We start from the raw sequence: 25,946 nt of genomic DNA on the forward strand, positions 1-25,946 counted from the left end.
GCATTTAAACTATTTAGATAGATTTTTATAAATATGGCATATATTTTAATTTTTATAGAAGAGGGTGTTAAATTGGTTACGTGGCCTAAAAAAATTATATTAAATTGTTTGAAACGCGGCTCAGCCATAAAGTAAAAGTGCTTTTCGCGAATGCGCTTGTCGTGAGATAGGTAAAAGATATCTGAATTAGAAGAGCGCAATAAGTGGAGGGATGGTTGGAGTGTATGGATGGAGCTTATTGATAGAGAGTAATTTGGGAAGTCTTAGAGAGGAGAGCTTTGCATGACTTATTTACAGTTAGCCTACTTTCATTTAGCGACTGTACTGCCTGCATTTTTTATCGCAACGTATTTGTTGATAAACACAAAGGGGACGCCGCGACATAGGCTGCTGGGTAAAGCCTACATGGTACTTATGCTCGTCACGGCATTGATTACGCTCTTTATGCCTGCGCATATTGGCCCTCTGTTTCTTGACCATTTTGGTTTAATTCATCTGTTTAGCCTTCTTGTCTTTTACTTGATTCCTAATGCCATACTCGCAATTCGAACGGGGGATGTGGTAAGGCATAAGTCCAGCATGGTTGGTCTTTATATTGGTGGGCTAGTTGTTGCGGGAAGCTTCGCATTCATGCCGGGAAGATTACTGCATACTTGGTTATTCACGTAACGGTGTATGGCTTAGGTTGACCACTTTCTAAATACGAATTAATGAAACACGCAGATTTTTTCATTAATTTTTTGCAGTTTAATGGGAAGTTCACAAAGATAAGGGTACAATTGCGCGAATTTTACTCCGTATGATAGTTCAGACGGTTGAAACAAAGCGTTTCACGAGCTGTACTTTCCATCTCGTATATTATAGAGAAACCAAAATGTCGATTGATATCAGTAAGTTACGTAACGTGGCAATTATTGCTCACGTTGACCATGGTAAAACCACACTTGTAGATCAGTTGTTGAGTCAGTCTGGTACGCTTGATCGTAAAGATGAAGGCGCAGAGCGCATCATGGATTCCAACGATCAGGAAAAAGAACGTGGTATTACCATTTTGGCGAAAAACACGTCCATTAAATGGAACGATTACCGCATTAACATTGTGGACACACCTGGACACGCTGACTTCGGTGGTGAAGTAGAACGCGTATTGTCTATGGTTGACTCTGTATTGTTGTTGGTAGATGCCGTTGACGGACCTATGCCACAAACACGTTTTGTAACTTCTAAAGCGTTTGAACGCGGTTTGCGTCCAATCGTTGTTATCAACAAAATTGACCGTCCAGGCGCTCGCCCTGACTGGGTAATGGATCAAGTATTTGATTTGTTCGATAGTCTTGGTGCGACAGAAGAGCAGTTGGATTTCCCTGTTATCTACGCATCTGCAATCAACGGTATCTCTGGTAATGATCCAGAAGCAATGGCAGAAGATATGACGCCGCTGTACCAAATGATTGTCGACAGTGTTCCAGTACCTAATGTTGATCCAGAAGGTACATTCCAAATGCAGGTTTCTGCATTGGATTACGACAGCTATGTTGGCGTTATTGGTATCGGTCGTATTACTCGCGGTAGTTTGTCTCCAAACCAGCAAGTTATTGTTAAGTCATCTGATGATAAAGAGCGTAAAGGCAAGATCTTAAACGTAAAAGGCTACCATGGCCTTCAGCGCGTCGATACAGATCTAGCTTCTGCGGGTGATATCGTATGTATTACGGGTATTGATGGCCTAAGTATCTCTGATACTTTGTGTGATCCTACTTGTGTTGAGTCTCTACCTATTTTGACGGTAGATGAGCCAACAGTAAGCATGACATTCATTGTCAATGACTCTCCTTTTGCGGGTAAAGAAGGTAAGTTCGTTACCACTCGTAATATTAAAGAGCGTCTAGATCAAGAATTGATTCACAACGTTGCATTGCGTGTTGATCAAGGCGACACACCAGATAAATTTATCGTATCTGGTCGTGGTGAATTGCACTTGTCTGTATTGATCGAAACAATGCGTCGTGAAGGCTTTGAAATGGGCGTATCTCGTCCAGAAGTTGTACAGCGCGAAATTGATGGACAAACTCAAGAGCCATTCGAGCAAGTAGTAATCGACGTTGAAGAGCAACATCAAGGTTCTATCATGGAAGAGCTTGGCTTACGTAAAGCTGAGTTAACAAACATGGAGCCTGACAATAAAGGCCGTGTTCGTCTTGAGTTCATCGTACCTTCTCGTGGCTTGATTGGTTTCCGTGGTTTGTTCCTAACGCTAACGTCTGGTTCTGGTATCATGACAAGCGTATTTGATCACTACGGACCTGTTAAAGACGGTGAAGTATCTGGTCGTCAAAATGGCGTACTAGTAAGTATGCTAACGGGTAAAACTGCAGCTTACGCACTGTTTAACTTGCAGAGCCGTGGTCGTCTGTTCCTTGGTCACGCTGTTGAAGTGTACGAAGGCCAAGTTATCGGTATTCACTCTCGCGACAACGACTTAGCGGTTAACCCAATTAAAGGTAAGCAGTTAACGAACGTACGTGCTTCTGGTACGGATGAAGCGTTAACGCTGACTCCGCCGATTAAGCACACGCTAGAGCAAGCGCTTGAGTTCATCGAAGATGACGAGTTGGTAGAAGTAACACCTGAAAGCATTCGCATTCGTAAGAAACTGCTTACTGAAAACGAGCGTAAACGCGCTGGTCGTAAGTAAGACAGATCGCGAAAGCTTAGGCTTAGCAGCTTAGTTAAAAAAGAGCAGCAGCAAATAGACTCTTTCGCTAGAGTTTGTGAGCGGCAGAAGCGCCTTCGGGCGCTTTTGTTTTTTTAAATCCCCCATTTTTAAAGTCGTTCGCTTTTAAGCCCCGCGTATTTAAGTATAGTATTCCATTGTTACCTAAACGAATTCACTAAGGATAAATATGAAAGTATTGGTTCAACGCGCAATCGATGCCAGTGTAGTGGTAGAAGGAGAGGTGATTGGTGCTATCGATCATGGGCAACTTGTGTTGGTGGGAATCGAAAAAGGCGATACAGAAGAAGATACAAAACGTCTTGCAGATAAACTGCTTAAATACCGTATGTTTAGCGATGAAGATGGAAAGATGAATCTTAACGTTCAACAAGTGGGTGGCGGTGTATTGCTGGTATCTCAGTTCACATTGGCCGCTGAAACGAAAAAAGGACTGCGGCCTGGATTCTCAACTGCTGCTATACCTGAAGAAGGAAAGCGTTTGTTTGATGATTTTGTTTCCAATGTTAAGGCTCAGTATGATCAAGTGGAAACAGGTCAATTCGGCGCAGACATGAAAATTCGTTTTACCAACGACGGCCCAGTTACGTTTATGTTGGATTAAGACTGATTAGGAGCGGTGATTAGTCTGAATTGTGATTGAGTATCTTATATACCAAGTGAGCACTTACTACGTCAGACAGTGCTGTTCCTACCGATTTAAATAACGTTATCTGGCTGCTGTTTGTTCTTGCTGAAACTTTGTTTGCGCACAGTTCTGATAGCTCTCCAAGAATATGTGATTTTTCGATCACGCCTTCTTTTAACGGGATTAATATCTCTCCCGCTTCGTTTAAAACATTGAGAGAACTGTCGACCACCACTCTAGACATATGAATCGTCGCAGAGTCGCACTCTCGTGCATTTGGATGGTGGTTTCCGACTAAATCAATGTGCGTGCCAGCGGCAAGAAGAGCACTTTTAAACAATGGCGTATTTGCACTTGTTGCGCAGCAAATAATGTCGATTCCCGTGATGACATCTTCAGGTTTTGAGCAAGAGATAACGTTTATGTCCGGGCGTTTTTGTTTGATCTTTTCACAAGTCGACGCCATTTTCTCTTGTTGACGCCCGTGTATATAAATTTGTTTGATTGGGCGAATAGCTGCGTGAGCGAGTGCCATGTAAGGTGCCATAGCGCCCGTACCATACAAAAGTAGAGATTCAGAATCTTCGCGTGACATCAAGGAGGAGGCCAAAGCCGACACCGCAGCGGTTCGCCAATTAGTAAGGCTAGTACCGTCAACGAGTGCCATCGGTGCACCGGTTTTTCGGTCAAATAAAAGCACTTGAGCTGAGGTCGTGACTCTCCCTTTAGATGGGTTGCCTGGGTAGTTTGTAAAGCTTTTAACGCCTAAAACATCGTCTGTCCATGCGGGTAAAACCGCAAACGTATTATGATGTTCGATCTCGTCAGAGGGAATGGGATACATCTGTCGTTGAGGCATACCGAAGTCTTTGGAAAATGCACTGCTTAACGCAGGAACCAGCGTTGTAAAATCCAGTGTTGATTCGACTTGCTCTGCACAGATGTGTTGCATGTGTTATCCCTTCTTCGTAGTCATAGCGATTCGATACACTTCATACGGTAACGTAAAGCAGTGAACTCTTAAAGAGGGGAGAAGCAAACATACCACGATTCGTTAAACAGAAACGTGGTATGTTTGATGTCACAATACGCTCATTTAAGGCTGAGGTTTTGCAACTTCGTTTTTATTTTCTTCGGTCTCGCTTTCAGTCTCTTCTTCTTGCTTTACTGTGCGGCCTGCCAGTAAACCAACTTCAAACAAAAGCCACATAGGGATGGCTAATAACGTCTGAGAGAAGATGTCAGGAGGTGTGATCAACATGCCAACAACAAAGCACCCTAAAAACACATATGGACGTTTTTTCGACAAGGTGGCGACGGTTGTTACACCGGCTTTAATCAGCAAGTAAGTTGCAACTGGAATTTCGAACGTCACACCAAACGCAAAGAAGAGCTTGAGAACAAAATTTAAGTAATTGTTGATGTCTGTCATTACGGTCACTTCACCCGGACCTACCGTGGTAAAGAAGCCAAAGATCAAGGGCAATACAATGTAATATGCGAAACAGATACCCGCATAAAAGAGCAATACACTTGAAATTAACAGTGGGATAGCGATGGTCTTTTCGTTCTTATACAAAGCCGGCGCAATAAAAGCCCAAGCTTGAAACAATGTATAAGGGATAGTTAGTAAGACCGCCACCGCAAATGTGAGTTTTAAGGGAGCTAAGAAAGGCGAAGCCACCTCAGTCGCAATCAATGAGCTGCCTTCAGGTAGGAGTAACCGTAATGGTTCCGATACCATCAAATACAGCTCATTAGCGAAGGCGTATAAGCCAACAAATGCTAACAAGATAACAAGGACGGCTTTGAGTAGCCGATTTCTAAGCTCAATAAGATGAGCAACTAAAGGAGCTTGGCTCGTTTCAGTACTGTCTTGAGTCATTGTCTAATGATCCAGCAATTTAAAACAATCATTAACAGAAACGCGGCGTACTAGCCATTAACTGGCATTTGAGGCTCTTGTCGTCTCTTGGTCTTCTTCTTTTTGCAAAGTTGTTGGCGAATCAATTTCGACTTCAGGTGCTGATGCTTCCTTCTCTGCTAAATCAGGTTCCCTAGATTCTGCTAATTGAGTTTCAGGCAAGGGTGTAATTGTGTTTTGAATCTCTTGAGATTCTCTAAGAATTCTGTCATTTGTTTCCTTGATCTTTTGCTGCATCTCTTCTTGATCGAGTTGAGCATTGATCTCTCGTTGAACGGACTGTACGCTCCGACGAATCTTACGAATCCAAAGCCCCGCCGTTTTTGCCGCAACAGGCAGTCGCTCGGGCCCTAAAATAAGTAACCCGACAACGAATACAACTAACAGTTCGGAAAGGCCGATATCAAACACGCTTAGACACTCTTGTTATCTTTGCTAGATTCACCTTCGATTACTTTGTTTTGTGCAACTTCTGCATCTTCTTTCTCTCCTTCTTTGTTTACTGCTTCTTTAAATCCTTTTACTGCACCACCTAAATCTGATCCTAGGTTTTTGAATTTCTTCGTACCGAAGATCAAAATTAGAATGGCCAATACGATCAATAATTGCCAAATGCTGATACCGCCTAACATAGTAATACTCCTACTTTGTTCGATTAGCCTTTTCGTCAAGGCCGGATAAATTGAAACGTCTAGCTAACTCTTCTAACACATCTTGAGGCGTTAAATCTAGATGTGAAAGCATTACAAGGCTATGAAACCAAAGGTCAGCTGTCTCGTAGATCACATCTTTGGTGTTACCGGATGCTTGCGCATCTTTAGCAGCCAAAATGGTTTCTACACTTTCTTCACCCACTTTTTCTAAGATTTTATTCAATCCCTTTGCATGGAGGCTGGCAACATAAGAAGAATCGGATGCAGCGGTCTTGCGTTGTTCCAAAGTTGTAGCGAGTTCGGCTAGAACATCTACTTTCATTATAGTCTCTCAATTATTACGGTTTTAATACGAGCAGGTATAGACCTACGAAAAAGAGCCCTAAGCTCAATAAATCTGCCGTTGCCAGATGATTTAATGCAACAGGATCGGTTGTGATCCATGCAGCAGCTAGACTTACTAAGCCTAGCATCTTAAATGGCATATTGCGGCGACCTTTTTTGATCTCTTTGCTCAATGCATTAATGGCTTTAGTTTGATCTGCCATACGCTCTTCTTGATGTGACAGATGCGTGAGCGCTGAAAAAACAAGATTGGGAATTTGAGGCAGTTGGCCGGCCCATTCTGGTGCTTGTTTTTTAACTTCGTCTAATACGCGTCGAGGGCCTACTTGTTCGCTCATCCAGCGTTCGAGGAAAGGTTTGGCGGTAACCCATAGGTCTAGGTCTGGGTAGAGTTGTCTTCCTAACCCTTCAATGTTGAGTAAGGTCTTTTCAAGTAACACTAGCTGGGGCTGCACTTCCATATTGAAACGACGTGCAGTTTGGAAAAGCCCTAAAAGCACCTGTCCAAAGGAAATGTCTTTAAGCGGTTTCGCAAACATGGGTTCGCAAACGCTTCGAATTGCAGATTCGAAGGCATGAACGGGTGTGCCTTTGGGAACCCACCCACTTTGAACATGCAGCTCCGCAACCATGCGATAGTCGCGTTTAAAGAAAGCCAGTAAATTTCGCGCGAGGTAGCTTTTGTCTTCGTCGTCTAAGCTTCCCATAATGGCGCAATCTATCGCGATGTATTTTGGTAATTCTGGGTTTGATACATCGACAAATATATTGCCGGGGTGCATGTCGGCATGGAAAAAGCTGTGAGAAAACACTTGGGTGAAGAATATTTCAACACCACGTTCTGCAAGCACTTTCATATTCACATTCGCGGCATTTAGCGCATCGATATCGGCTACCGGAATGCCCGATATTCGTTCGATGACCATTACATCTCGGCCGCAGTAGTCCCAGTATACTTGCGGCACGTAAAGCAATGGTGAGTCGGTAAAGTTACGCTGTAAAAGTCCTGTATTGGCAGCTTCTTTGGCTAGATCGAGTTCGTCCAGAATGGTGTATTCATAATCGGTAACAACCTCTACTGGTCGAAGGCGTCGTCCGTCAGAGCTGACTTTCGCTATGAAGTGCGCCAATATGTAAAGTAGGCCAATATCTTGACGAATGGTCTTTTCGATATTAGGGCGAATGACTTTTACAACGACGCTTTCGCCCGTTTTTAGTGTGGCGGTATGAACTTGTGCGATGGACGCAGATGCGAGAGGCTCAACAGAAAATGCTTCGAAGACATCTTCGATATTGTTCCCCAGAGATTTCTCGATAATCTTTTGCGCTGTTTTACCAGAAAACGGTGGCACTCTATCTTGAAGTTTAGCCAGTTCGTTAGCGATGTCATCCGGTAAAAGGTCTCGTCGTGTAGACAGGATCTGGCCGAATTTAACGAATATTGGCCCCAAGGATTCAAGTGCCAGCCTTAAACGTTCGGCTCGATTTTTTTCAGCAGACTCTCGACCGATTGAGCATACTAATCCAACTGTATAGCGTGCATACCAAGGCAGTAAATTAAACGGAATGAAGGTATCTAGACGAAAGCGCACCACGGTGTAAGCGATGCGCAACAAACGAGCTGCACTTTTCCACATAGTTAGAACTTAAATCCTTTATGAAGAGCCACAATGCCCCCCGTCATATTTTGGTAGCTTGTGCGTTCAAAGCCGACTTCGTCCATCATGTCTTTCAGTGTATCTTGATCTGGGTGCATGCGTATAGATTCTGCAAGGTAACGATAACTTTCAGAATCGTTTGCAATGAGCTTACCCATAGCTGGCAACAGTCGGAATGAGTAATGGTCGTATAGTTTTGACAAATGCTCGGATTCAGGCTTTGAAAACTCCAGTACTAATAATCGCCCACCGGGTTTTAGGACGCGATGCATGGAGGCGAGTGCTTTGGACTTGTCTGTGACATTGCGAAGACCAAATGCAATGGTAATGCAATCGAAGGTGTTGTCTGGAAAAGGTAGTTCTTCCGCATTAGCTTGAACGCATTTTACGTTACCAACAACGCCTTGGTTGGCTAACTTATCACGACCCACCTTTAACATTGAGTCATTGATGTCCGCTAGAATAACTTGCCCTTCGTTGCCTACTAAACGAGCAAACTTAAGTGTTAAGTCTCCTGTGCCGCCAGCAATGTCTAATACGGTTTGGCCTGCTCTGACACCTGATTGACTAATAGTATGACGCTTCCAAAGGCGATGTATGCCGCCAGACATAAGATCGTTCATGATGTCGTATTTTGCAGCGACTGAATGGAATACTTGCGCTACTGCGTCGACTTTCTTATCAGTTGGAATTTCTTGAAAGCCAAAATGCGTTGTTTTATTTTGATCGTCTTGCATGATCCGTCGTTCCCACAAATGTGCCGATAAATGAGCACGGAGTAAATGATATACGTTCTATTGTAACTGGCGCGAAGATAATGTAACAGAGTTGAAGGTAGGGAAAAAAGATCTTGTTTGCTATTAGATTGATTTAGACGGAGTTTAGAGAAACTCCGTGCTTGAAAGTGAAAGCGCTCTCAGGAATTCTAAGGCAGAGTTGTTATGTGTAGAAGAGGGTGTTTTATTATTTTCCGCCAACGACTTTGTTTCGTCCCGACTCTTTGGCTTCATATAGAAATTTATCGGCGCGAGCAAACAAGGATTCATGATCGTCATTCTGGTTTAGATAATCCATGCCTATGGAGATCGTGACTGACACAGGCTGTCCTTCTACATTGAACGGTGTTTTTTCAACGGATGCTCTAACAGCTTCGACTTTAGCGCGGCACTCTTCAATACTTGATGCTGGGATCAGCAATACAAATTCCTCTCCGCCGTAACGGAAAAGTAAGTCTTCTTTGCCAACAGCACTTAGAATTTGTTTTGGGACTAGACGCAATACTTTATCGCCTGCAAGATGCCCCCACGTATCATTGATCTTCTTAAAATGATCGATATCGCAAACCGCAAGACAAAGCTGCTTTTTAGTTGTCTTCGACTGGGTGATCAGAGGCAAAATCGTTTCTACATAGGCGGCACGATTGGGTAGATTGGTAAGAGAATCTGTCATCGCTTCTGCAATCTTCTGTTGCATACGACTGCGCATGTTCATCGCGTCTTTTTCCATTCGATTTACTTTGCTCTTTAAGTTAGTAATCGATTGCGTTGATTGTTCTTCCTGTTTTTTTATTTGTTCTCTATAGCGACCCATTGTGCCGTTAAGCTCAGTCATATGTTGACCGATAAGCTCTTTTAGAGCACCCAAATCGTTTGCTTCCGAAATGGCAAAATTGGTGTCTTCAACATGTTTTTGCAATGAGGTATCGAAATCTTCGCGTTGGGCTGAAAGGTTTTTTTGACTTTTATAGCTGGTAACAATTGAAGCATTAATGCTAGCAAGCTGTTTATTCAAATGTGTTAGGTAGGTCGCAAGGTCTTCTTGAGGTTTACCCACTGCAACTAGAACCAGACTGATCACTTCATCCAACAAAATGGGGAGGTGGTTAAGGTCTTTGCCGTCTTTCAGTTCATTAATGATGTCTTCCGCTTGGGTTTCATACTCTGAGGGTAACTGAAGATCACGAACAAGCCCGGTGAGCTTATGACAAATGTGGGCCGTAACTTCCTCGACCTGTGGAGATTGCTTATCGTCTTTATTTTCTTTTTCTTTATTGAAAAGGCGAGCGATCAGTGAAGACTGGCGTTCTTCTTTTTTGGATGTGAAAGTCGACTTAGCAAGATTAGCGAACTGTTGTAGCAGGATCGGCCAAGCAGCGCTGGATTGCCATTTACTGCGTAAGGATGTTTCAAATGCCTTCTTTTCGTTTAATGGGACCTGATAATGTTCAAGGTTTTCCAATGTATCAAGAAGTTGATGAAGACCGTCTCTAAACGATTGAGCTTTGCTTAGACGGTCTTGATCAAGTTTAAGTAGGAACGGTTCAATAGAACGCATTGCTAGCTCTACAACTCTAATATCATCCGTTTTGGATATATCCGCACGAGCTTGTTGCAATACTGAGTCCAGTTCAGGATCCGACCCTTCCGCCAGCATGCTGGTTCGAGAGACCGTTTTACGTAGGGCTTCTACTAATTTATCCTGAGCTGTCGACATATTTCGTTCCTACCTTAAAAGGCTTACTTTCGTTCTTTCTCGATCAGGTAATCAACAACGTTGTAAATATTGTTGTTGCCACCGGCTGTTTCAGCAGTGACCAAGTATTTGCCGTTTACGACAAGGCCTGGAACACCACGAGCACCATAGCCACGAACTTTAGCTTTGCCTTGGTTTAGGCGGCTGTTCACAGCAAAAGAGTTATATTGTTTTTTAAATTCATCTTCGCTTACACCGTAATCTGCAAAGAATTCCGCTAGGTCATCTTCATTATTCAAACGGCGGTGGTCTTGATGAATGGCATTAAACAAATCGGAGTGTAGTTCGTGCTCAATACCTAGAATGTCCGCAACATAAAATGCCTTGGCATGTGCTACCCAATTACGTCCAAAAACTGCAGGAATAAACTTGAAATCAACGTCATTTGGAACGTTTTTTGTCCAAGTCTGAGTGAAGGGTTCTAGACGGTAACAGTGCGGGCAACCGTACCAGAATATCTCGACAACTTCTATCTTGTCCGGGTTTTGAGTCCGTACTGGGTTTTTGATTTCAGTGTATCCGTTACCGTTGGAATAGTCCTGAGCAAATGCTGCTAAAGGTAACAAGAATGAAAACAACAAGGCTGAGATCAGCTTTTTCATTTTTATCTCCATAATAAAGAGGTTTAAAAGGGCTTAAGAGACTTCGACGTTTCTTAATCGCATCGGTATCTATGAGTCCTGTTCCCCAAAAAAGTTCGATCTAGAGATGTTTCTTCCTCAAATATTAGGGCAAATTACCTTAAGATCGTTAACAAATAAGTAACTGTATGTGGGGTGTTTTGTAACAGCTAGTAAAAATATCGCTAATTGGCCGTTACAGCTTCGGCTTATTATCTGTTATTTCTGGTGAAATTGCTTGCTTGTTTTTTGTCTTCGATGGCCAAGTTTGATTTCAATCACTCTGTATTTATTGTTCTTTTTTGCCTTTTTTGAACAACAGGTTTGTTTATTTAGATGCCCGTTTTGATGCGGGCAAAGAGATTTGTCGTAAGGAAAGATTATTTCACACCAAGGCTAGTGGATTTGTTATAATCGATTTCTTGAAGCATTCGCGATATTACGTATATTGCTCTAGTGCGATAAAACAATCATTTAAGACTTAATTCTGCTGAAATATAACCTATGACCCCTTTTGATTCTATTTTCCATTCCGCTCATTTCATAAAAAGTGCTGAGAAGCTCTCTCAGTGCCCCGTTGATCAAGGGTTGGAAGTGGCTTTTGCGGGTCGTTCTAATGCTGGTAAATCAACGGCACTGAATACATTAACCAACCAGCGCAAGCTTGCTAGGACGTCTAAGACGCCAGGACGAACGCAGTTGATTAACTGTTTCGGGGTGAACGTCGAAGACCGTCGTCTGATTGATTTACCGGGTTATGGGTTTGCTAAAGTGCCTGTTGCTATGAAAATCAACTGGCAAAAGCATATGCAAGATTACTTAATGAATAGACGTTCACTTGTTGGTGTCGTGCTTGTTATGGACGTCCGCCACCCTCTTAAAGAGTTTGACGTCATGATGCTCGATTGGGCGAAATCGAACAAAGTGCAAGTTCACGTCCTGTTGACTAAATCGGATAAGTTGAAGCGTGGCCCAGCTAAAGCAGCGTCGTTACAAGTTAAGAAATACATGAAAGAAAACGAAGTGATTGGTAGCGTTCAAAACTTTTCCGCGCTTAAAAATGACGGAGTGGATGCACTGAGGCTGAAATTAGCAGAGTGGTTGATGTTAGAGCCAACGGGACAACAAAAAGACGCTTAGCGTCTAAATTTCATACATCTCCTTTGTCAGAATGTAAAAAGCCGAAACAGTGATGTTTCGGCTTTTTAGTTTAGGCAGTGTCTTAGTTTTTGTAACGTCTATCATCACTTGATGATCAGTGTGTTTGGCTTAAATCCCCTAAAAGGTCTGCTAGATCATCTTTTGAGAAAACATACAGTTGCGCGCAAAACTGGCAATCTACAGTGATTTTGCTTTGCTCACTCAGAATTTGACGAATCTCTTCTGCGCCCATTGATGCAATCGCTTCGCGGGTTCTTTGTTGTGTACATGAACATCCGAACTGCATTGCCTTAGCGTCGTATAAACGCACCTCTTCTTCATGGTACAGGCGATGTAAAAGATCAGCAGTTGGTAGACCCAAAAGTTCTTCATCACTGACTGTGGATGCTAGATGCGTAAAGCGATCCCATGCATCTTCGTCGCCTTCTTTTGCTTGCTCAGCCGGCAGGCGTTGTAAAAATAGACCGCCGCATTGTGTATCGTTTGCAGATAACCACACTCGGCTCGGAAGCTGCTCTGATTGCAGGAAATACTGCTCAAGACATTGCGCTAAAGAATCCCCGACTATTTCTACAATTCCTTGATAACGTTGGCCTGTTTTTGGGGAAATGGTAATAACGAGATAGCCGCCTTCAAGCGCTTCTTTTAATGAAATTTGATCAGGAATGGCTTTGCTTTCGTCCCATTGCGCAATGCCGCGCAAATTTTGATTCTCGTCACACTCTGTCATGAGCGTTTCTAAGAACCCATTGCCTTTGCATTGTAAGGACAGCACGCCATCAATTTTTACGATATCGCGCAATAATGCGATGGCAGCAACAAATTCACCAAGCAAGGTTTCAATTTGCTTTGGATAGTTTTTGCGGCTGATGATGTCTTGGTAGGCTTCGTTTAAAAGAACGCGTTCTCCGCGAACATTGGTATTGTCGAACGAGAAGCGTTGAATTTCGTTTGTTTTAGTCACTGATTTCACCTGTCGTGGCGTTCACGAAGTGTTTAAATTTTTCGTTTGAATATTCTGGGTATTTTACGCTTTGCGAGGGTGCAGTTCTAGTTTATGCCGATTTTATGTGGTGCAAATTAAAAGGAGACGCTGTGTTTCTCAATAATACGTCTTTTGTTTATAAGAAGAGCGCTCTAAAATGCTTGATGGTCTCGCTGGTTGATCTAAATCACGATGACGTTTTCTTATTCGAATTACATTAGGTTTGTATGATTCAATTTTCTCAAGTAAGTCTGCAACGCGGAACTCAATTTCTACTGGAAAACGCCGACATGACCCTTTTTGAAGGGCAAAGAGTTGGTTTGATAGGGGCTAACGGTGCAGGTAAATCTTCGCTGTTTGCTTTAGTCAGAGGTGAACTTTCTGCGGACACTGGCGAAGTTATTCTCCCTGGCCAACGTCGTATCGCTTTTATGGCGCAAGAAGTGGAAGAAACACAGCGCAGCGCATTAGATTATTGCTTAGATGGAGATGACCGTCTTCGGGAAATTGAATCTCAGATTGAGAAGAGTCAGGCTAAGGGAGATGATCATGGCCATGCTCATTGGTTAAGTGAGTATGAAGTCGCTCAAGGCTATACCGCAAAAGCGCGAGCAGAAATGTTATTGCAAGGCTTGGGCTTTAAAATGGCGGATATGAGTCGCCCTGTGTCTGATTTTTCAGGTGGATGGCGAATTCGTTTGAACCTTGCACAAGCTTTAATGTGCCCTTCCGACATATTGTTACTTGATGAGCCGACTAACCATTTGGATCTTGATGCGGTTATGTGGCTAGAGTCTTGGTTGCGAGCTTACCCAGGTACGCTGTTCTTGATCTCGCATGACCGAGATTTTCTTGATGGAATTTGTACGCACATCGTACACCTATTCCAGAAAAAGCTGACTCTGTATTCAGGGAACTATTCCTCTTATGAGCGCCAACGCGCTGAGCATTTAGCCCAACAGCAAGCCACCTATGAAGCGCAACAGACAAAGCGCGCACATTTACAGAAGTATGTGGATCGATTCCGATACAAAGCGGATAAAGCTAAACAAGCGCAAAGCCGTCTTAAAATGTTGGAGAAAATGGAAACGATTGGCCCTGCTCATGTCGATTCCCAGTTTGAATTCTCCATCCCATTTGCCGATAAAACATCGGATCAACTTGTTAACTTGGTTCAGGCTGACCTTGGGTATACGTTGGATTCCGGCGACAACAAGGTTCAACTGTCTCAATGTTCTTTTTCCATTCGTAACGGTCAAAGAACAGGATTGTTGGGGCCTAACGGTGCCGGTAAGTCGACATTAATTAAAACCTTGGTGGGAGAGTTGGCGCTTCTGGATGGCGAACGAATATATGGAGAAAATACTAAGGTCGGGTATTTTTCTCAGCACCAGTTAAGTGCTTTGGATCTAGAAGCGTCTCCCGTTTTACATATACAGCGTATATCGCCGAAGGCTCTAGAGTCAGATGTTAGGAAGTATCTAGGTGGCTTTGGTTTTATAGGTGATGATGCGCTTAGGCCCGTAAAAGGTTTCTCTGGTGGTGAAAAAGCTCGATTGGCCTTGTCGCTCATTGCTTGGCAAAAGCCCAATTTACTCGTGCTGGATGAGCCAACCAACCACTTGGACATCGAAATGCGTCATGCATTGACCGAAGCGCTTCAAGAATTCGAAGGCGCCATTTTAGTGGTGTCCCATGATCGACACCTTTTAAACAGCACGGTCGATGAGTTTTATTTGGTAGCGGATCATCAAGTGGTCGAGTTCGATGGCGACCTTAAGTCTTATCATGAGTGGCTTCAGTCTCGTCAACAGGCAAATAAGCAAAGTGACAACTCAGACGCACTGGCAGAACAAGCGTTTGAAAAAGTCGATAAAAAAGAAGAGCGACGTCGAGCAGCAGAACGACGTGAACAACTACGACCTTTGAAAAAAGCATTAGAAAAGCATGAAAAAGGGCTTCAAAAGGCGCAGCAGCATCTTGATGAAATCGCGGAAAAGATGGGAAATAGCGAGTTGTACGAAGCGCAAAATAAAGATGTGTTACAAGCGCTTTTAGCCCAAGAAGCGAATTGGAAAAAAGAATTAGAGGAACATGAAGAGGCTTGGTTCATTGCTCAGGAAGCATTGGAAGAAGCAGAAGCGGAGTTATAACTCCATATCGTATTTTTGTTTATACGATAAAGTGAATATTGCATCACTTTGTCACGATATTGTCATAAAAAGTTTATAGTTTAGCCCACGATAATAGGAGTGCTGGATGGCCTTTTTACTAAACCGAATGCGTCGTATGCGTAAAGACGATTTTTCTCGTAGGTTAATGCGAGAACACAGGTTAAGTAGCGATGATCTGATTTTTCCCATGTTTGTAATAGAAGGAGAGAATCAGCGTCAAACTGTCCCATCTATGCCGGGAATTGAGCGAGTGTCTATCGATCTTCTTGTAGAAGAAGCAAAAGAGCTTGTTGAATTAGGCATTCCAATGCTGGCGCTTTTTCCAGTGGTCGGAAATGACAAAAAAACGCTTCTAGCAGAAGAAGCTTATAACTCGGATGGTCTAGCTCAGAGAGCTATAAAAGCGGTTCGTGCTGCGTGTCCAGAGTTGGGGATCATGACGGATGTGGCGTTAGATCCATTCACGACACATGGCCAAGATGGCATCATTGATGATACAGGCTACGTTGTAAATGACATAACCGTAGATGTGCTGGTTAAACAAGCTTTGTCTCACGCAGAGGCGGGTGCTCAGGTTGTGGCGCCATCCGATATGATGGATGGACGAATTGGCGCGATTAGAGAGGCTCTTGAAGAACAAGGGTATATCAATACACGTATCATGGCCTACTCTGCAAAATACGCTTCTGCTTATTACGGCCCATTTCGAGACGCGGTAGGCTCAAGTGGAAACCTTGGCAAAGGTAATAAATTCAATTATCAAATGGACTCGGCGAATACCGATGAAGCGATTCGGGAAGTCATGTTAGATCTCGAAGAAGGCGCTGACATGGTAATGGTAAAGCCGGGTATGCCGTACCTTGATGTGGTTCGCCGTGTAAAGCATGAGTTAGGTGTTCCGACCTTTGCATACCAAGTAAGTGGCGAGTATGCGATGCAAATGGCGGCGTTTAATAACGGTTGGTTAGACAAAGATTCAGTAATGATGGAGTCGTTGCTTGCGTTTAAACGTGCAGGAGCGGATGGCATATTGACTTACTTTGCAAAAGACGCCGCTCGACTGTTGTTAAACAAGTAGGCTGTACTTTTATTCTGATAAGGCAGCGATTGAAACCACTGGTTAAAAGATTTAAGCAAAAAATGCAATGGCGCCGCAAAGCGTGTTGTTGTAATTTGTAGTGGAGACGGAATTCGGTCTCCACGATGATTAAAATACTGGAGTAATAGAGCGCATGTCAGATCAGTCTGTGACAGAAGTTGAAAAAAAAGTAGTTCAGTCGTCAGTAGAAGTGAGCGAAGCAATTCAAAAGGAAGTGAAAAAAGAGGCTGATGTCGGAGAAGACATTGTATTAGAAACGATTCCAGAGCAGCCTCTGGCACCCAGTCAGGTGTCAATTGAGCAACGTTTGCCAGAAGAGATTGATCTGGCGGATCCTGAACTGTATTTCAACCGTGAATTGAGTCACTTACAGTTCAATGCCCGCGTCTTGGAGCAGGCGATGGATGAAAATCATCCTATACTGAATCGCCTCGTATTCCTGTGTATTTTTAGCTCAAATATGGATGAGTTTTTCGAAATTCGGGTCGCAGGCTTGAAAAGTCAGCTGGAGTACAGTCGAGAAACGACGGGCCCTGATGGAATGCACCCTAAAAAAGTGTTGTCTCTCATCTCAGAGCAAGCTCATAAGCTGGTTCGCCGCCAGTATCGAATTTTGAATGATATTATCTTCCCTAAAATGGCGGACGAGAATATCAAATTTATCCGTCGTTCCGATTGGAATGATAAGCAAGCGGCTTGGGTTAAACGCTATTTCAGAGACAACGCTTTACCTATTATCAGCCCTGTTGCTTTGGATCCTGCTCACCCGTTTCCTCGTCTTGCAAACAAAACATTCAACTTTGTCGTAGAGTTGGAAGGGCGTGATGCATTTGGTCGTGAAAATGGATTGGCGATTGTCCCTGCGCCCAGTTCCCTCCCTCGATTGGTGAGATTACCCGATGAGGTGTGTGATGAGGGCGATAACATGGTCTTTTTATCTTCTATTATTCATGCGCACGCTGATCAGCTGTTTCCAGGTATGACGGTCAAAGGTTGTTATCAGTTCCGCTTAACGCGTAACGCAGACCTTGAAGTGGATTCGGATGATATCGGTGTCGATTTGGCAGGTGCGCTTCGTACAGAGTTGCAAAGCCGACATTATGGTAGCTCTGTGCGTTTGGAGATTGCTGATAATTGCCCAACTCACATTGTAGAATCTCTTCTGACTCAGTTTGAACTGGCCGAACAGGATGTGTATCGAATTGACGGCCCTGTTAACTTAAGCCGCTTAATGGCAGTTTTGGATTTGGTTGATCGTCCTGACTTAACGTATGAGCCATTTTCGCCTGGGTTACCAAACAAGTTAGCGAAATCCGGCGGGATATTTGAGGCGATCAAACAGCGTGATTACCTTCTAATGCATCCGTTTGAAAGCTTCTCTCCTGTAGTTGATACGTTGAGTGAAGCCGCGAAAGATCCAAAAGTCGTTGCGATTCGTCAAACATTGTACCGGACAGGAGCTCGTTCTCCGATTGCAAATGCATTGGTGGAAGCGGCGCGAAATGGTAAAGAAGTGACTGTTGTCATTGAGTTACGTGCTCGGTTTGACGAAGCTGAAAACTTGGCGTTGGCCAGTCGTCTTCAAGATGCCGGAGCAATAGTGGTTTACGGTGTTGTGCGACATAAAACGCACGCTAAGATGATTCTCATAGTTCGTCGCGAAAACACCGAATTAGTGCGTTATGTACACCTAGGTACAGGAAACTACCATGCAGGTAACGCGCGTTTATATACCGACTACAGCTTCTTAACGTGTGATAAAGAAATAGGGGAAGACGTTCATCGCGTTTTCCAACAATTAACAGGTATGAGTAAAGAGCTGAAGGTTAAAAAGCTACTGCATGCTCCATTTACCCTTCGTGACCGTTTATTAGATATGGTCGAAGCCGAAGCTGAGAATGCTCGTAAGGGTGAGCCTTCTCGGATTATTATCAAGGTAAACTCTTTAACCGAGCAAAGGTTGGTTCGAGCGCTATATAAAGCCTCACAAGCTGGAGTGAAAATAGACCTGATTGTTCGTGGTATTTGTACTTTACGACCGGGAATAAAAGGGGTCTCTTCGAATATTAGAGTTCGCAGTATTATTGGTCGTTTCTTAGAGCACACTCGGGTTTACTATTTCTATAACAATCGCAATCCATTGGTCTACTTATCCAGTGCCGACGGAATGGACCGTAATCTCAATAACCGTGTGGAAGTCGCATTCCCTGTTCAGGATTACAAGTTAGCGCGTCGTGTGAAGAAAGAGCTAGAACATTATTTGAATGATAATACTCAAAGCTGGTTGCTCCAAAGTGATGGTTCTTATCAATTGGCTAAGCCCCGTAAGGACGATTACCGAAGTGCGCAGCGTTCTTTGATGGGTGAATTAGCGAATAACTCTCGTTCAAGTTAAGGAAGATATGAACAAGTCCACTGGCTTCAGTGTGAGGAGAACGCTCCTTTATTCGTACCTTCCTTAATCAGACCGGTTTAAAACTACATTGTTCAAAACTAAAAAAGGTAAGGGCGCATAGCGGCCTTACCTTTTTTTGAATTTTTTGCGCCTGTTTTTAGCTAAACGTCAGTTTGTACCCTGAACTTGCCAAATAGTCAGCTTCGCGCTGTAAATTTGCCACAGTAAGTGGTCTTCCATCCAGCCAACCCTCTAAAAACTCAGCATGGAGTGTTTTGCCTTTTGCTGTGAGATTGAAGATAGGAATATCGCCTTCTTTTCGGTCTTCATGAAGAAGGTGAGATAGGCGTAATAGAATTGCCAATCGATCCAAATCTTCCAGATCTCTTTTGGTAAATTTGAATTCCAATGATTGAGTGAACTTTCGGCGGTGACGTAATACCAGATTTGCTAGAGCTTGTTGCTCTTGTTGGGAAAAGCCGGGCATATCGGATTCGCTTAAAATATAAGCGCCGTGTTTATGGTAGCGGCTGTGAGAAATACCGATACCGACTTCATGCAGTAATCCGGCCCAACGTAGCATGTCTTCACTGGAAAGGTTACTAAGCTGCCATGCTTCTCCGACTTGAGATAAAGCCGAAAGTGCAGTTTGAGTAACGAGTTTTACTTGCTCGATATCAACGTGGTATTGGTTTACAAGATAATTCACCGTGCGTTCACGTATATCGGACTCAGCATAGCGCCCCATCATGTCGTATAGAACACCTTCTCGAAGAGCACCGGTTGAAAAATCCATTTGTTCGATTTCAAAACACTCAAAAACAGCGGTTAAGATCGCAAGTCCAGCCGCAAAGGTGGATTTTCTTTCAGGCTTCAGCCCAATAAGGTCGATTTTATCCGCATGGCCAGCGAGTATGACTTCTTTCTGTAATTGCTTCAGTGTTTTCGGCGTGATGCCTTTTTTGCCCCAGCCATTTTCTTTTATGATGTTAAAAGCGGCTTTGATTGTGCCCGAAGAGCCAATAGAGACATCCCATTGCTCGCCAAGGTAATCCTCTTGAATACTGAGCAGTTCTAGGCGCGCTGCGGTGACGGCTTTTTGAAAGTTTGATTTGGTAATGGTGCCATCTGCAAAGAAACGCTGACGGAAACTAACACACCCCATATGCAGACTTTCGGTCAAAATTGGGTCTAAGCCTCTCCCAATGATGAATTCGGTACTGCCGCCGCCAATATCGACCACCAGACGTTTTTGATCACCGTGATCCATTGTTTTAGATACACCCACATAAATAAGGCGGGCTTCCTCTCTGCCGGCAATAATTTCAACAGGGTGCGAAATAACGTCCATGGCTTTAAGAATGAAGTCATATCGGTTTTTTGCAGCTCGAAGAGCGTTTGTACCGACAATACGCACAGCGCCTGCAGGCAAATCGTCAATAACCTGAGCAAATTGAGCTAGACAGTCCAGCCCTCTTTTTTGAGACGCCTCATCCAATAGGTCGTCATTGTGTAAACCTGCCGCGAGCTGAACTTTATCTCCAAATTGACCGGTAATACGAAGCTGTCCATGTGTAACTTGTGCAACGACCATGTGGAAACTGTTTGATCCTAGGTCGATTGCGGCAATTTTTTCAAATGGAAAGTCGTGGGATTGCTGCAGTAAAAGTGATTGCATCCAATTAAAGCCTTGTTTGTCTATTTGGAAACTCCAGCTCACAAAAGAGATTGGTCTCTTTCGATGTGTCTCAATGAATAAATTCTGAGCGCTGGAAGATAGAATAGGCCGCTTTAAATGAACGGTTTCAAGCACGGCCTTACTGGATTTTACACCCTAATGAGTGAAATCTACATAGAGGAATGAATCACAATTTTCTGCTTAGTATTGATCTATCTCATATGGGAGGCTTAAAAAAGAAAGAACTGTTTGTTTTTTGAACGTTTGGGTTACGCTATTCCATTGTTATTGATCAAAAAATAGCAAAAAAAGCATATTTCATGTATTTTTCTATAGACCTCAAGTATAAGTCGAACTATAGTAGCTAGTGTCTAAAAGACGTATTCTTACTCAAGATTACATCTGTTTAGACTCCAATCAGATTTTTCGCGCTATATAACTTTGCATTTAGCAAGTTTATTGATCACGGTTGTGTATATCGTACTTTTAAACGTTTTCGCAGCCTAAATTATTTAATAATGGCGATAATATTAACCGCTTCCGACTGCGATTAGCATACATACATACTTTTTCGAACGCTAATCTCGTCAAGTGTCCGCAGATGAGCTAAATAAAACTCCTTTATGAACCTTACCGAACTAAAACAGAAATCAGTACCCGAACTTCTTGAGATCGCAGCTGAGATGGGATTGGATAATCTAGCCCGTTCTCGTAAGCAGGATGTCATTTTCTCAATTTTAAAGCGTCATGCTAAAAGCGGTGAAGATATCTACGGCGATGGTATCCTAGAGATTCTTCAAGATGGATTTGGCTTCCTACGCTCTCCAGATAGCTCTTATTTAGCGGGCCCCGACGATATTTATGTCTCTCCTAGTCAGATTCGTCGATTTAATTTGCGCACGGGCGATACTATTGCAGGAAAAATTCGCCCACCAAAAGATGGTGAGCGTTATTTCGCACTTTTAAAAGTGAACGAGATCAACTTTGATAAGCCTGATAGCGTTCGCAACAAAATTCTATTTGAAAACCTAACACCGCTTTTTGCAGACGACCGTTTGCTTATGGAAGCAGGAAATGGCTCAACTGAAGACGTAACGTCACGTATTATCGATTTGGTTGCGCCAATGGGTAAAGGTCAACGTGCTTTGGTTGTATCGCCTCCAAAAGCAGGTAAAACCTTCATGTTGCAGAACATTGCCAACGCAATCACTCGCAACAACCCTGAATGTCATATGATCGTTCTTCTTATCGATGAGCGCCCGGAAGAAGTAACAGAAATGTCTCGTACTGTACGTGGCGAAGTTGTTGCATCGACCTTTGATGAGCCACCAGCACGTCACGTTCAAGTGGCTGAGATGGTTATCGAGAAAGCGAAACGCCTTGTTGAGCATAAGAAAGACGTTGTTATCTTATTGGACTCGATCACTCGTTTAGCGCGTGCTTACAACACGGTAATCCCTTCATCGGGTAAAGTGTTGACGGGTGGTGTAGATGCCAACGCACTTGAGCGTCCAAAGCGTTTCTTTGGTGCGGCTCGTAATATTGAAGAAGGTGGTAGTTTAACCATTATCGCGACGGCACTTGTCGATACCGGTTCTAAAATGGACGAAGTTATCTTTGAAGAATTCAAAGGTACAGGTAACTCTGAGCTGCATTTGGATCGTAAAATTGCAGAGAAGCGTACGTTCCCAGCAATTAACATTCGCCGTTCTGGTACTCGTCGTGAAGATCTATTGACGACAGAAGATGAGCTGCAGCGCATGTGGATTCTACGTAAACTTCTTAATCCGATGGAAGATATTTCCGCGACGGAATTCTTAATTGACCGCCTAAAAGTGACGAAGACGAACGAAGAGTTTTTCCAGTCAATGAAAGGCAAAAACAAATAAGATCGATTATTTGTAAATATCTAATGAAAACCACTTTAATAAAGTGGTTTTTTTTTGCCGTTCGAAAAGGTATAAACCAATATCCTAAAGTGCTTTTGACAAGGGTAGAGTAGATAAGCCCTAATTTTTTAGAATGTGGAGTAAGTTGAGTGAGAGATGTACAAGCCAGTGTTCGTGCAGTAGAGCAAGTGAACCATAATGTTTACAGTGCAACGCTTAATGTGGGTGACGCTGATTTTATTGCTGGGCAATACTTGATGATAATACTGCCTAGCGGCGAACATGTCCCTTACTCGATTGGCAGTGCTCCAAATGAGCTGCCAGAGCTTACGTTGTATATTCTCGTGTCTGATGATCAATCGTTAGCAAAAAAGGTCGTCACTTATTTAACTGAAAACAGTACTGTAGATATCAAGATGGCCGGCGGCGACTGTCATATTGAGAATGGTGCACTTGATTTAGAGGCTGATAACTTGCTCATGATCGCAGGTGGAACAGGTTTTTCTCAAATCAAGAGCTTTTACGATGATTTGGTGGCACGCAATTATTCAGGAAAAGTCTCTCTCTATTGGGGCCTTCGAACTGAGCAAGACGTTTTTATGCAGGACTGGATTAAACAAACTCAAGAACGTCCACTTTTTGATTTCCATGTCGTTGTAAACGATGACAGCAACGAATGGAACGGGCGTAAAGGCTGGTTATATGAAGCTGTTTTGGAAGATCATCCAGATCTATCTAACAGTGCGGCTTATGTCTGTGGCTCGGTTGCCATGGTCTATGGAACACTGGACGAATTAGAAAAGGCAGGTCTTGAAGAAAAACGTTGTTACTCTGATGTCTTTGCTTACGCTCCGAGAAATAAATAACCAAATTTTTTGTGGTACGGAGCTGTTCGCTACAGCTCCATAAATTGCAGCTTTGTAATTTAAAGCCCCATAAATAATGGAATTAACAAGGGAACCGAGAAGCTGAGAATGAACCCACTTGCGATGCAGGTTGGTATCACTTCAATCCCGTGACATTTTCCTAATAGTGGCAAGGTAAAATCCATTGCCGTTGCTCCCGCGTAGCCCACTGAAATGTGGCTATTCACTCGCGCCAAAAATGGAATCAGTATCAAAGCGACGATTTCACGGCCAATATCGAGTAAAAATGCCGTAGTGCCTAAGACCGGATCACCAAGCCCAGTAATCAAGATCCCTGAAAGGCTGTACCAACCGAACCCTGATACTGCTGCAAGGCTATGATTCCATTGCAAATCCAGTAACCAACCGCCAATTAAACCGCCTATTAATGTCGTTCCAATTGAAACGAAGGCAATAATTGCACCATGCCGATTTAAGAACAGTTTTCGAAGCCGATGATTCCCTTGTCTTAATTGACACCCTACGAGCAAGAGCAGGAGGTAGAGTAACCAAGTGACGAATTCATCGACATTACTAAGCCAGTGTTTTAAATAAAATCCCAGAACGCCACCAGCAACAACCCAAGCAAGCGTTATGCTGGCATCGATTAATGCATGTTTGGTTGCTGCTTTATTATCCACATCCAAATTAGTGCTGTGCCCGGCGTGCATAAAATGACCGCTTATCCACAGAGCGGCTAACGGAATGAGCGTAATAAAGAAAAACAATACGCTGGCTTGGATTCCAGCAACAGCAACTTTAGCGGTAAGGTTGTCTAAGGCACCAATGCTGTAGCCTATAAAGCCTAAAATAAGGTAAGTCAGATAAGTTAGGCTTTTAGAAACGACATTCTGGCTTAGGAAGGGTAGGTTAAACCAAAAACCAAATAGAAGCGCAGCCAACAAAGGGCCAAGTGTGGATAGTATTGTCATAATTTAGGTTTAACGATGAAATCCATCTCGAATAGTTCGTGGTTGTAGATAAATCGATGTATAAATCGAAAGAGTAGAGGGATTCTGTCAACCTTATCTGTAAAATGCAATTCGCGGTATTTTAGCCGCATTCTCTTCCTTTATTTTTGGCATTTTAGCGCTTTCGTCTTTATTGAGCCTAACGTAAGGTGTCTCGCGCACAGAAAGGGAAGTTCGATTTTCGTTAAATAAACATAACAACCAACAGAGCAACGTTAGTGTTAAATAGCATTTCTAAAAAATATCCACATCTAGCCGAAGTACTTCACCTTTTGTTTCCCATGGTTCTAACCATGACAATAGAGCTTTCTATTAGTGCGGTGGATACCATCATGCTAGGGCACTACGATGCGTTGCATCTTGCTGCCGTTGGATTGGCTGCAAGCCTTTGGATGCCATTGGGATGTTTTTTAATGGGGATTACGTTCGGTTTGACGCCATTGATCACGCGACATTTACACGGTCGTCAAATCAAAATGGTGAACATCTACATGTCTCAAGCCGTAGGAGTTTCCTTAGTGTTTGGTGTGATTGCCGCACTGCTCACTGCTTTTGTCTTGCCTGAATTCGCTGCATTTTTAGCAAACGAGCCAGAAACCCAAAGAGTTACCAAACAATATTTAGTGGTGATTGCTCCTGCGATCCCAATGCTTGCACTGATGACGGCGTATAAAAATTTATACGAAGCCGCCGGCAGGCCGAATCTGCCTTTAATTATCGCTACGTTAAGCTTGTTGATTAACGTTTCTCTAAATTATGTGTTTATCTATGGGCATTTTGGTTTTCCAGAAATGGGGGCAAAAGGAGCAGCCTTTGCTTCAGCGATCTCTTTGTATTTAGCGGTTGTCGTGTTCGTTATTTACGATCTGAAAATCAATCCATCTCCGCTGTTTGCTAAATTAAAATGGCATTATGTTAAAAAGTTTAGGTTACTGCTAAAAGTGGGCGTACCTGCAGGGCTCGCTTTTGCCTTTGAATTAGGGCTTTTTTCTTCCATGACGTGGCTCATCTCGGCATTTGGGGATGTAGCACTGGGTGCCGGCCAAGTTGTTATGTCTTATTCAACAACCTTGTTTACACCGCTTATGGCAATGAGTGCGGTGACCGCTATTGTGGTTGCGAAAGCGATTTCTAATGAAGGTATGGCGGGGGTGATGCGTCGAGTAAAACTCATTTTGGCGTTGGGAATTGGGTATTTCTGTATGTGCTTCGCGCTAACTCAAGCCTTTTATGAGTCGATCCCTTATATCTACTCAAATGATGTTGATGTTGCGACAATGACAGCGGGAATCTTACTCATTTCGTCTTGTTATCAATTTCCCGATATCGTTCAAACGATCTTTACTGGCACGTTACGTGGTCTGAGAGATACCAGAACGCCGATGATCGCGTTTGGTATGTCGTTGTTTGGTCTCAGTATCCCACTTGGCTATTGGTTATCCCACTATAGCCCTTGGGCAGAAACCTTAACGGTTCGAGGTTTCTACTTAGGCCTACTCGCAGGATTGAGCTTATTGGCATGTCTGCTTATTTGGCGATTTAGAGTCTTATATCGACGTTTAGCTTGATCAAGCTAAACGTCGATAGGCGGTACA

At 43.3% G+C, this 25,946-nt stretch carries 22 protein-coding genes; 10 read left to right on the plus strand and 12 right to left on the minus strand.

What is annotated here, in order from left to right:
• Positions 1-282 precede the first annotated feature (282 nt).
• The 3 genes from DFP79_RS07840 to dtd all read left to right on the plus strand — a co-directional run bounded on the left by DFP79_RS07840 (position 283) and on the right by dtd (position 3,338).
• On the plus strand, positions 283-669 hold the full coding sequence (locus DFP79_RS07840; RefSeq protein ID WP_133503382.1) for a DUF2306 domain-containing protein: 387 nt from the start codon (positions 283-285) through the stop codon (positions 667-669).
• Positions 670-874: 205 nt separating this feature from the next.
• The gene (typA, locus tag DFP79_RS07845; RefSeq protein ID WP_133503383.1) at positions 875-2,695 is read left to right on the plus strand and encodes a translational GTPase TypA; all 1,821 of its coding nucleotides are present in this window, start codon (positions 875-877) and stop codon (positions 2,693-2,695) included.
• Positions 2,696-2,903: 208 nt separating this feature from the next.
• Entirely contained in the window at positions 2,904-3,338 is a 435-nt protein-coding gene (gene dtd, locus DFP79_RS07850) for a D-aminoacyl-tRNA deacylase (RefSeq protein WP_133503384.1), read from the plus strand.
• 19 nt (positions 3,339-3,357) lie between these two features.
• Here the strand turns inward: dtd and lhpI are convergent, their stop codons facing one another.
• From lhpI to DFP79_RS07895, 9 genes are all read right to left on the minus strand, one after another.
• Positions 3,358-4,314: a bifunctional Delta(1)-pyrroline-2-carboxylate/Delta(1)-piperideine-2-carboxylate reductase gene (gene lhpI, locus DFP79_RS07855; RefSeq protein WP_133503385.1), complete on the minus strand. Its 957-nt coding sequence runs from the start codon at positions 4,312-4,314 to the stop codon at positions 3,358-3,360.
• Positions 4,315-4,458: 144 nt separating this feature from the next.
• Positions 4,459-5,247, minus strand: a complete 789-nt coding sequence (gene tatC, locus DFP79_RS07860; protein WP_133503386.1) for a twin-arginine translocase subunit TatC — start codon at positions 5,245-5,247, stop codon at positions 4,459-4,461.
• Between the two features lie 57 nt (positions 5,248-5,304).
• Positions 5,305-5,697, minus strand: a complete 393-nt coding sequence (tatB, locus tag DFP79_RS07865; protein ID WP_133503387.1) for a Sec-independent protein translocase protein TatB — start codon at positions 5,695-5,697, stop codon at positions 5,305-5,307.
• A 2-nt stretch (positions 5,698-5,699) separates the two neighbouring features.
• On the minus strand, positions 5,700-5,918 hold the full coding sequence (gene tatA / locus DFP79_RS07870; RefSeq protein WP_133503388.1) for a Sec-independent protein translocase subunit TatA: 219 nt from the start codon (positions 5,916-5,918) through the stop codon (positions 5,700-5,702).
• Between the two features lie 10 nt (positions 5,919-5,928).
• A complete protein-coding gene (locus DFP79_RS07875) occupies positions 5,929-6,261 on the minus strand; it encodes a phosphoribosyl-ATP diphosphatase (RefSeq protein ID WP_133503389.1) in 333 nt (110 codons plus the stop codon).
• Positions 6,262-6,277: 16 nt separating this feature from the next.
• On the minus strand, positions 6,278-7,921 hold the full coding sequence (gene ubiB / locus DFP79_RS07880) for a ubiquinone biosynthesis regulatory protein kinase UbiB (RefSeq protein WP_133503390.1): 1,644 nt from the start codon (positions 7,919-7,921) through the stop codon (positions 6,278-6,280).
• Between the two features lie 2 nt (positions 7,922-7,923).
• Complete coding sequence (gene ubiE, locus DFP79_RS07885; protein ID WP_133503391.1) at positions 7,924-8,679, minus strand: bifunctional demethylmenaquinone methyltransferase/2-methoxy-6-polyprenyl-1,4-benzoquinol methylase UbiE; 756 nt, start codon at positions 8,677-8,679, stop codon at positions 7,924-7,926.
• Positions 8,680-8,905: 226 nt separating this feature from the next.
• Positions 8,906-10,435, minus strand: coding sequence for a GGDEF domain-containing protein (locus tag DFP79_RS07890; RefSeq protein WP_133503392.1), 1,530 nt, complete (start codon positions 10,433-10,435; stop codon positions 8,906-8,908).
• A 23-nt stretch (positions 10,436-10,458) separates the two neighbouring features.
• Positions 10,459-11,076, minus strand: a complete 618-nt coding sequence (locus DFP79_RS07895) for a thiol:disulfide interchange protein DsbA/DsbL (protein ID WP_133503393.1) — start codon at positions 11,074-11,076, stop codon at positions 10,459-10,461.
• A 522-nt stretch (positions 11,077-11,598) separates the two neighbouring features.
• Between DFP79_RS07895 and yihA the strand changes: the two genes are divergently transcribed.
• The gene (gene yihA / locus DFP79_RS07900) at positions 11,599-12,234 is read left to right on the plus strand and encodes a ribosome biogenesis GTP-binding protein YihA/YsxC (protein ID WP_133503394.1); all 636 of its coding nucleotides are present in this window, start codon (positions 11,599-11,601) and stop codon (positions 12,232-12,234) included.
• A gap of 115 nt (positions 12,235-12,349) precedes the next feature.
• On the opposite strand, the gene hslO is transcribed toward yihA, so the two are convergent.
• Positions 12,350-13,219, minus strand: coding sequence for an Hsp33 family molecular chaperone HslO (gene hslO, locus DFP79_RS07905; protein WP_133503395.1), 870 nt, complete (start codon positions 13,217-13,219; stop codon positions 12,350-12,352).
• A 248-nt stretch (positions 13,220-13,467) separates the two neighbouring features.
• On the opposite strand from hslO, the gene DFP79_RS07910 reads away from it, so the two are divergent.
• The 3 genes from DFP79_RS07910 (at position 13,468) to ppk1 (ending at position 18,908) form a co-directional block, all read left to right on the plus strand.
• Positions 13,468-15,393 carry an ABC-F family ATP-binding cassette domain-containing protein gene (locus DFP79_RS07910; protein ID WP_133503396.1) on the plus strand — a complete coding sequence of 642 codons (1,926 nt, stop codon included), beginning with the start codon at positions 13,468-13,470 and terminating at the stop codon, positions 15,391-15,393.
• 106 nt (positions 15,394-15,499) lie between these two features.
• Positions 15,500-16,492 carry a porphobilinogen synthase gene (hemB, locus tag DFP79_RS07915; RefSeq protein WP_133503397.1) on the plus strand — a complete coding sequence of 331 codons (993 nt, stop codon included), beginning with the start codon at positions 15,500-15,502 and terminating at the stop codon, positions 16,490-16,492.
• A 154-nt stretch (positions 16,493-16,646) separates the two neighbouring features.
• A complete protein-coding gene (gene ppk1, locus DFP79_RS07920; protein WP_133503398.1) occupies positions 16,647-18,908 on the plus strand; it encodes a polyphosphate kinase 1 in 2,262 nt (753 codons plus the stop codon).
• A gap of 157 nt (positions 18,909-19,065) precedes the next feature.
• On the opposite strand, the gene DFP79_RS07925 is transcribed toward ppk1, so the two are convergent.
• Positions 19,066-20,586 (minus strand): Ppx/GppA phosphatase family protein, encoded by a 1,521-nt coding sequence (locus DFP79_RS07925; protein ID WP_133503762.1) that lies wholly within the window; start codon positions 20,584-20,586, stop codon positions 19,066-19,068.
• A gap of 623 nt (positions 20,587-21,209) precedes the next feature.
• Here DFP79_RS07925 and rho point away from each other — a divergent pair.
• A complete protein-coding gene (gene rho / locus DFP79_RS07930; protein ID WP_133503399.1) occupies positions 21,210-22,475 on the plus strand; it encodes a transcription termination factor Rho in 1,266 nt (421 codons plus the stop codon).
• Between the two features lie 149 nt (positions 22,476-22,624).
• The gene (locus DFP79_RS07935) at positions 22,625-23,341 is read left to right on the plus strand and encodes an NAD(P)H-flavin reductase (RefSeq protein WP_133503400.1); all 717 of its coding nucleotides are present in this window, start codon (positions 22,625-22,627) and stop codon (positions 23,339-23,341) included.
• Positions 23,342-23,400: 59 nt separating this feature from the next.
• Here the strand turns inward: DFP79_RS07935 and DFP79_RS07940 are convergent, their stop codons facing one another.
• Positions 23,401-24,312 carry a LysO family transporter gene (locus DFP79_RS07940; protein ID WP_133503401.1) on the minus strand — a complete coding sequence of 304 codons (912 nt, stop codon included), beginning with the start codon at positions 24,310-24,312 and terminating at the stop codon, positions 23,401-23,403.
• Positions 24,313-24,569: 257 nt separating this feature from the next.
• Here DFP79_RS07940 and DFP79_RS07945 point away from each other — a divergent pair, with 257 nt between their 5' ends.
• Entirely contained in the window at positions 24,570-25,919 is a 1,350-nt protein-coding gene (locus tag DFP79_RS07945) for an MATE family efflux transporter (RefSeq protein ID WP_133503402.1), read from the plus strand.
• The last annotated feature ends 27 nt before the right edge of the window (positions 25,920-25,946 follow it).

This window comes from Marinomonas balearica (assembly GCF_004362145.1).
Classification (GTDB): domain Bacteria; phylum Pseudomonadota; class Gammaproteobacteria; order Pseudomonadales; family Marinomonadaceae; genus Marinomonas; species Marinomonas balearica.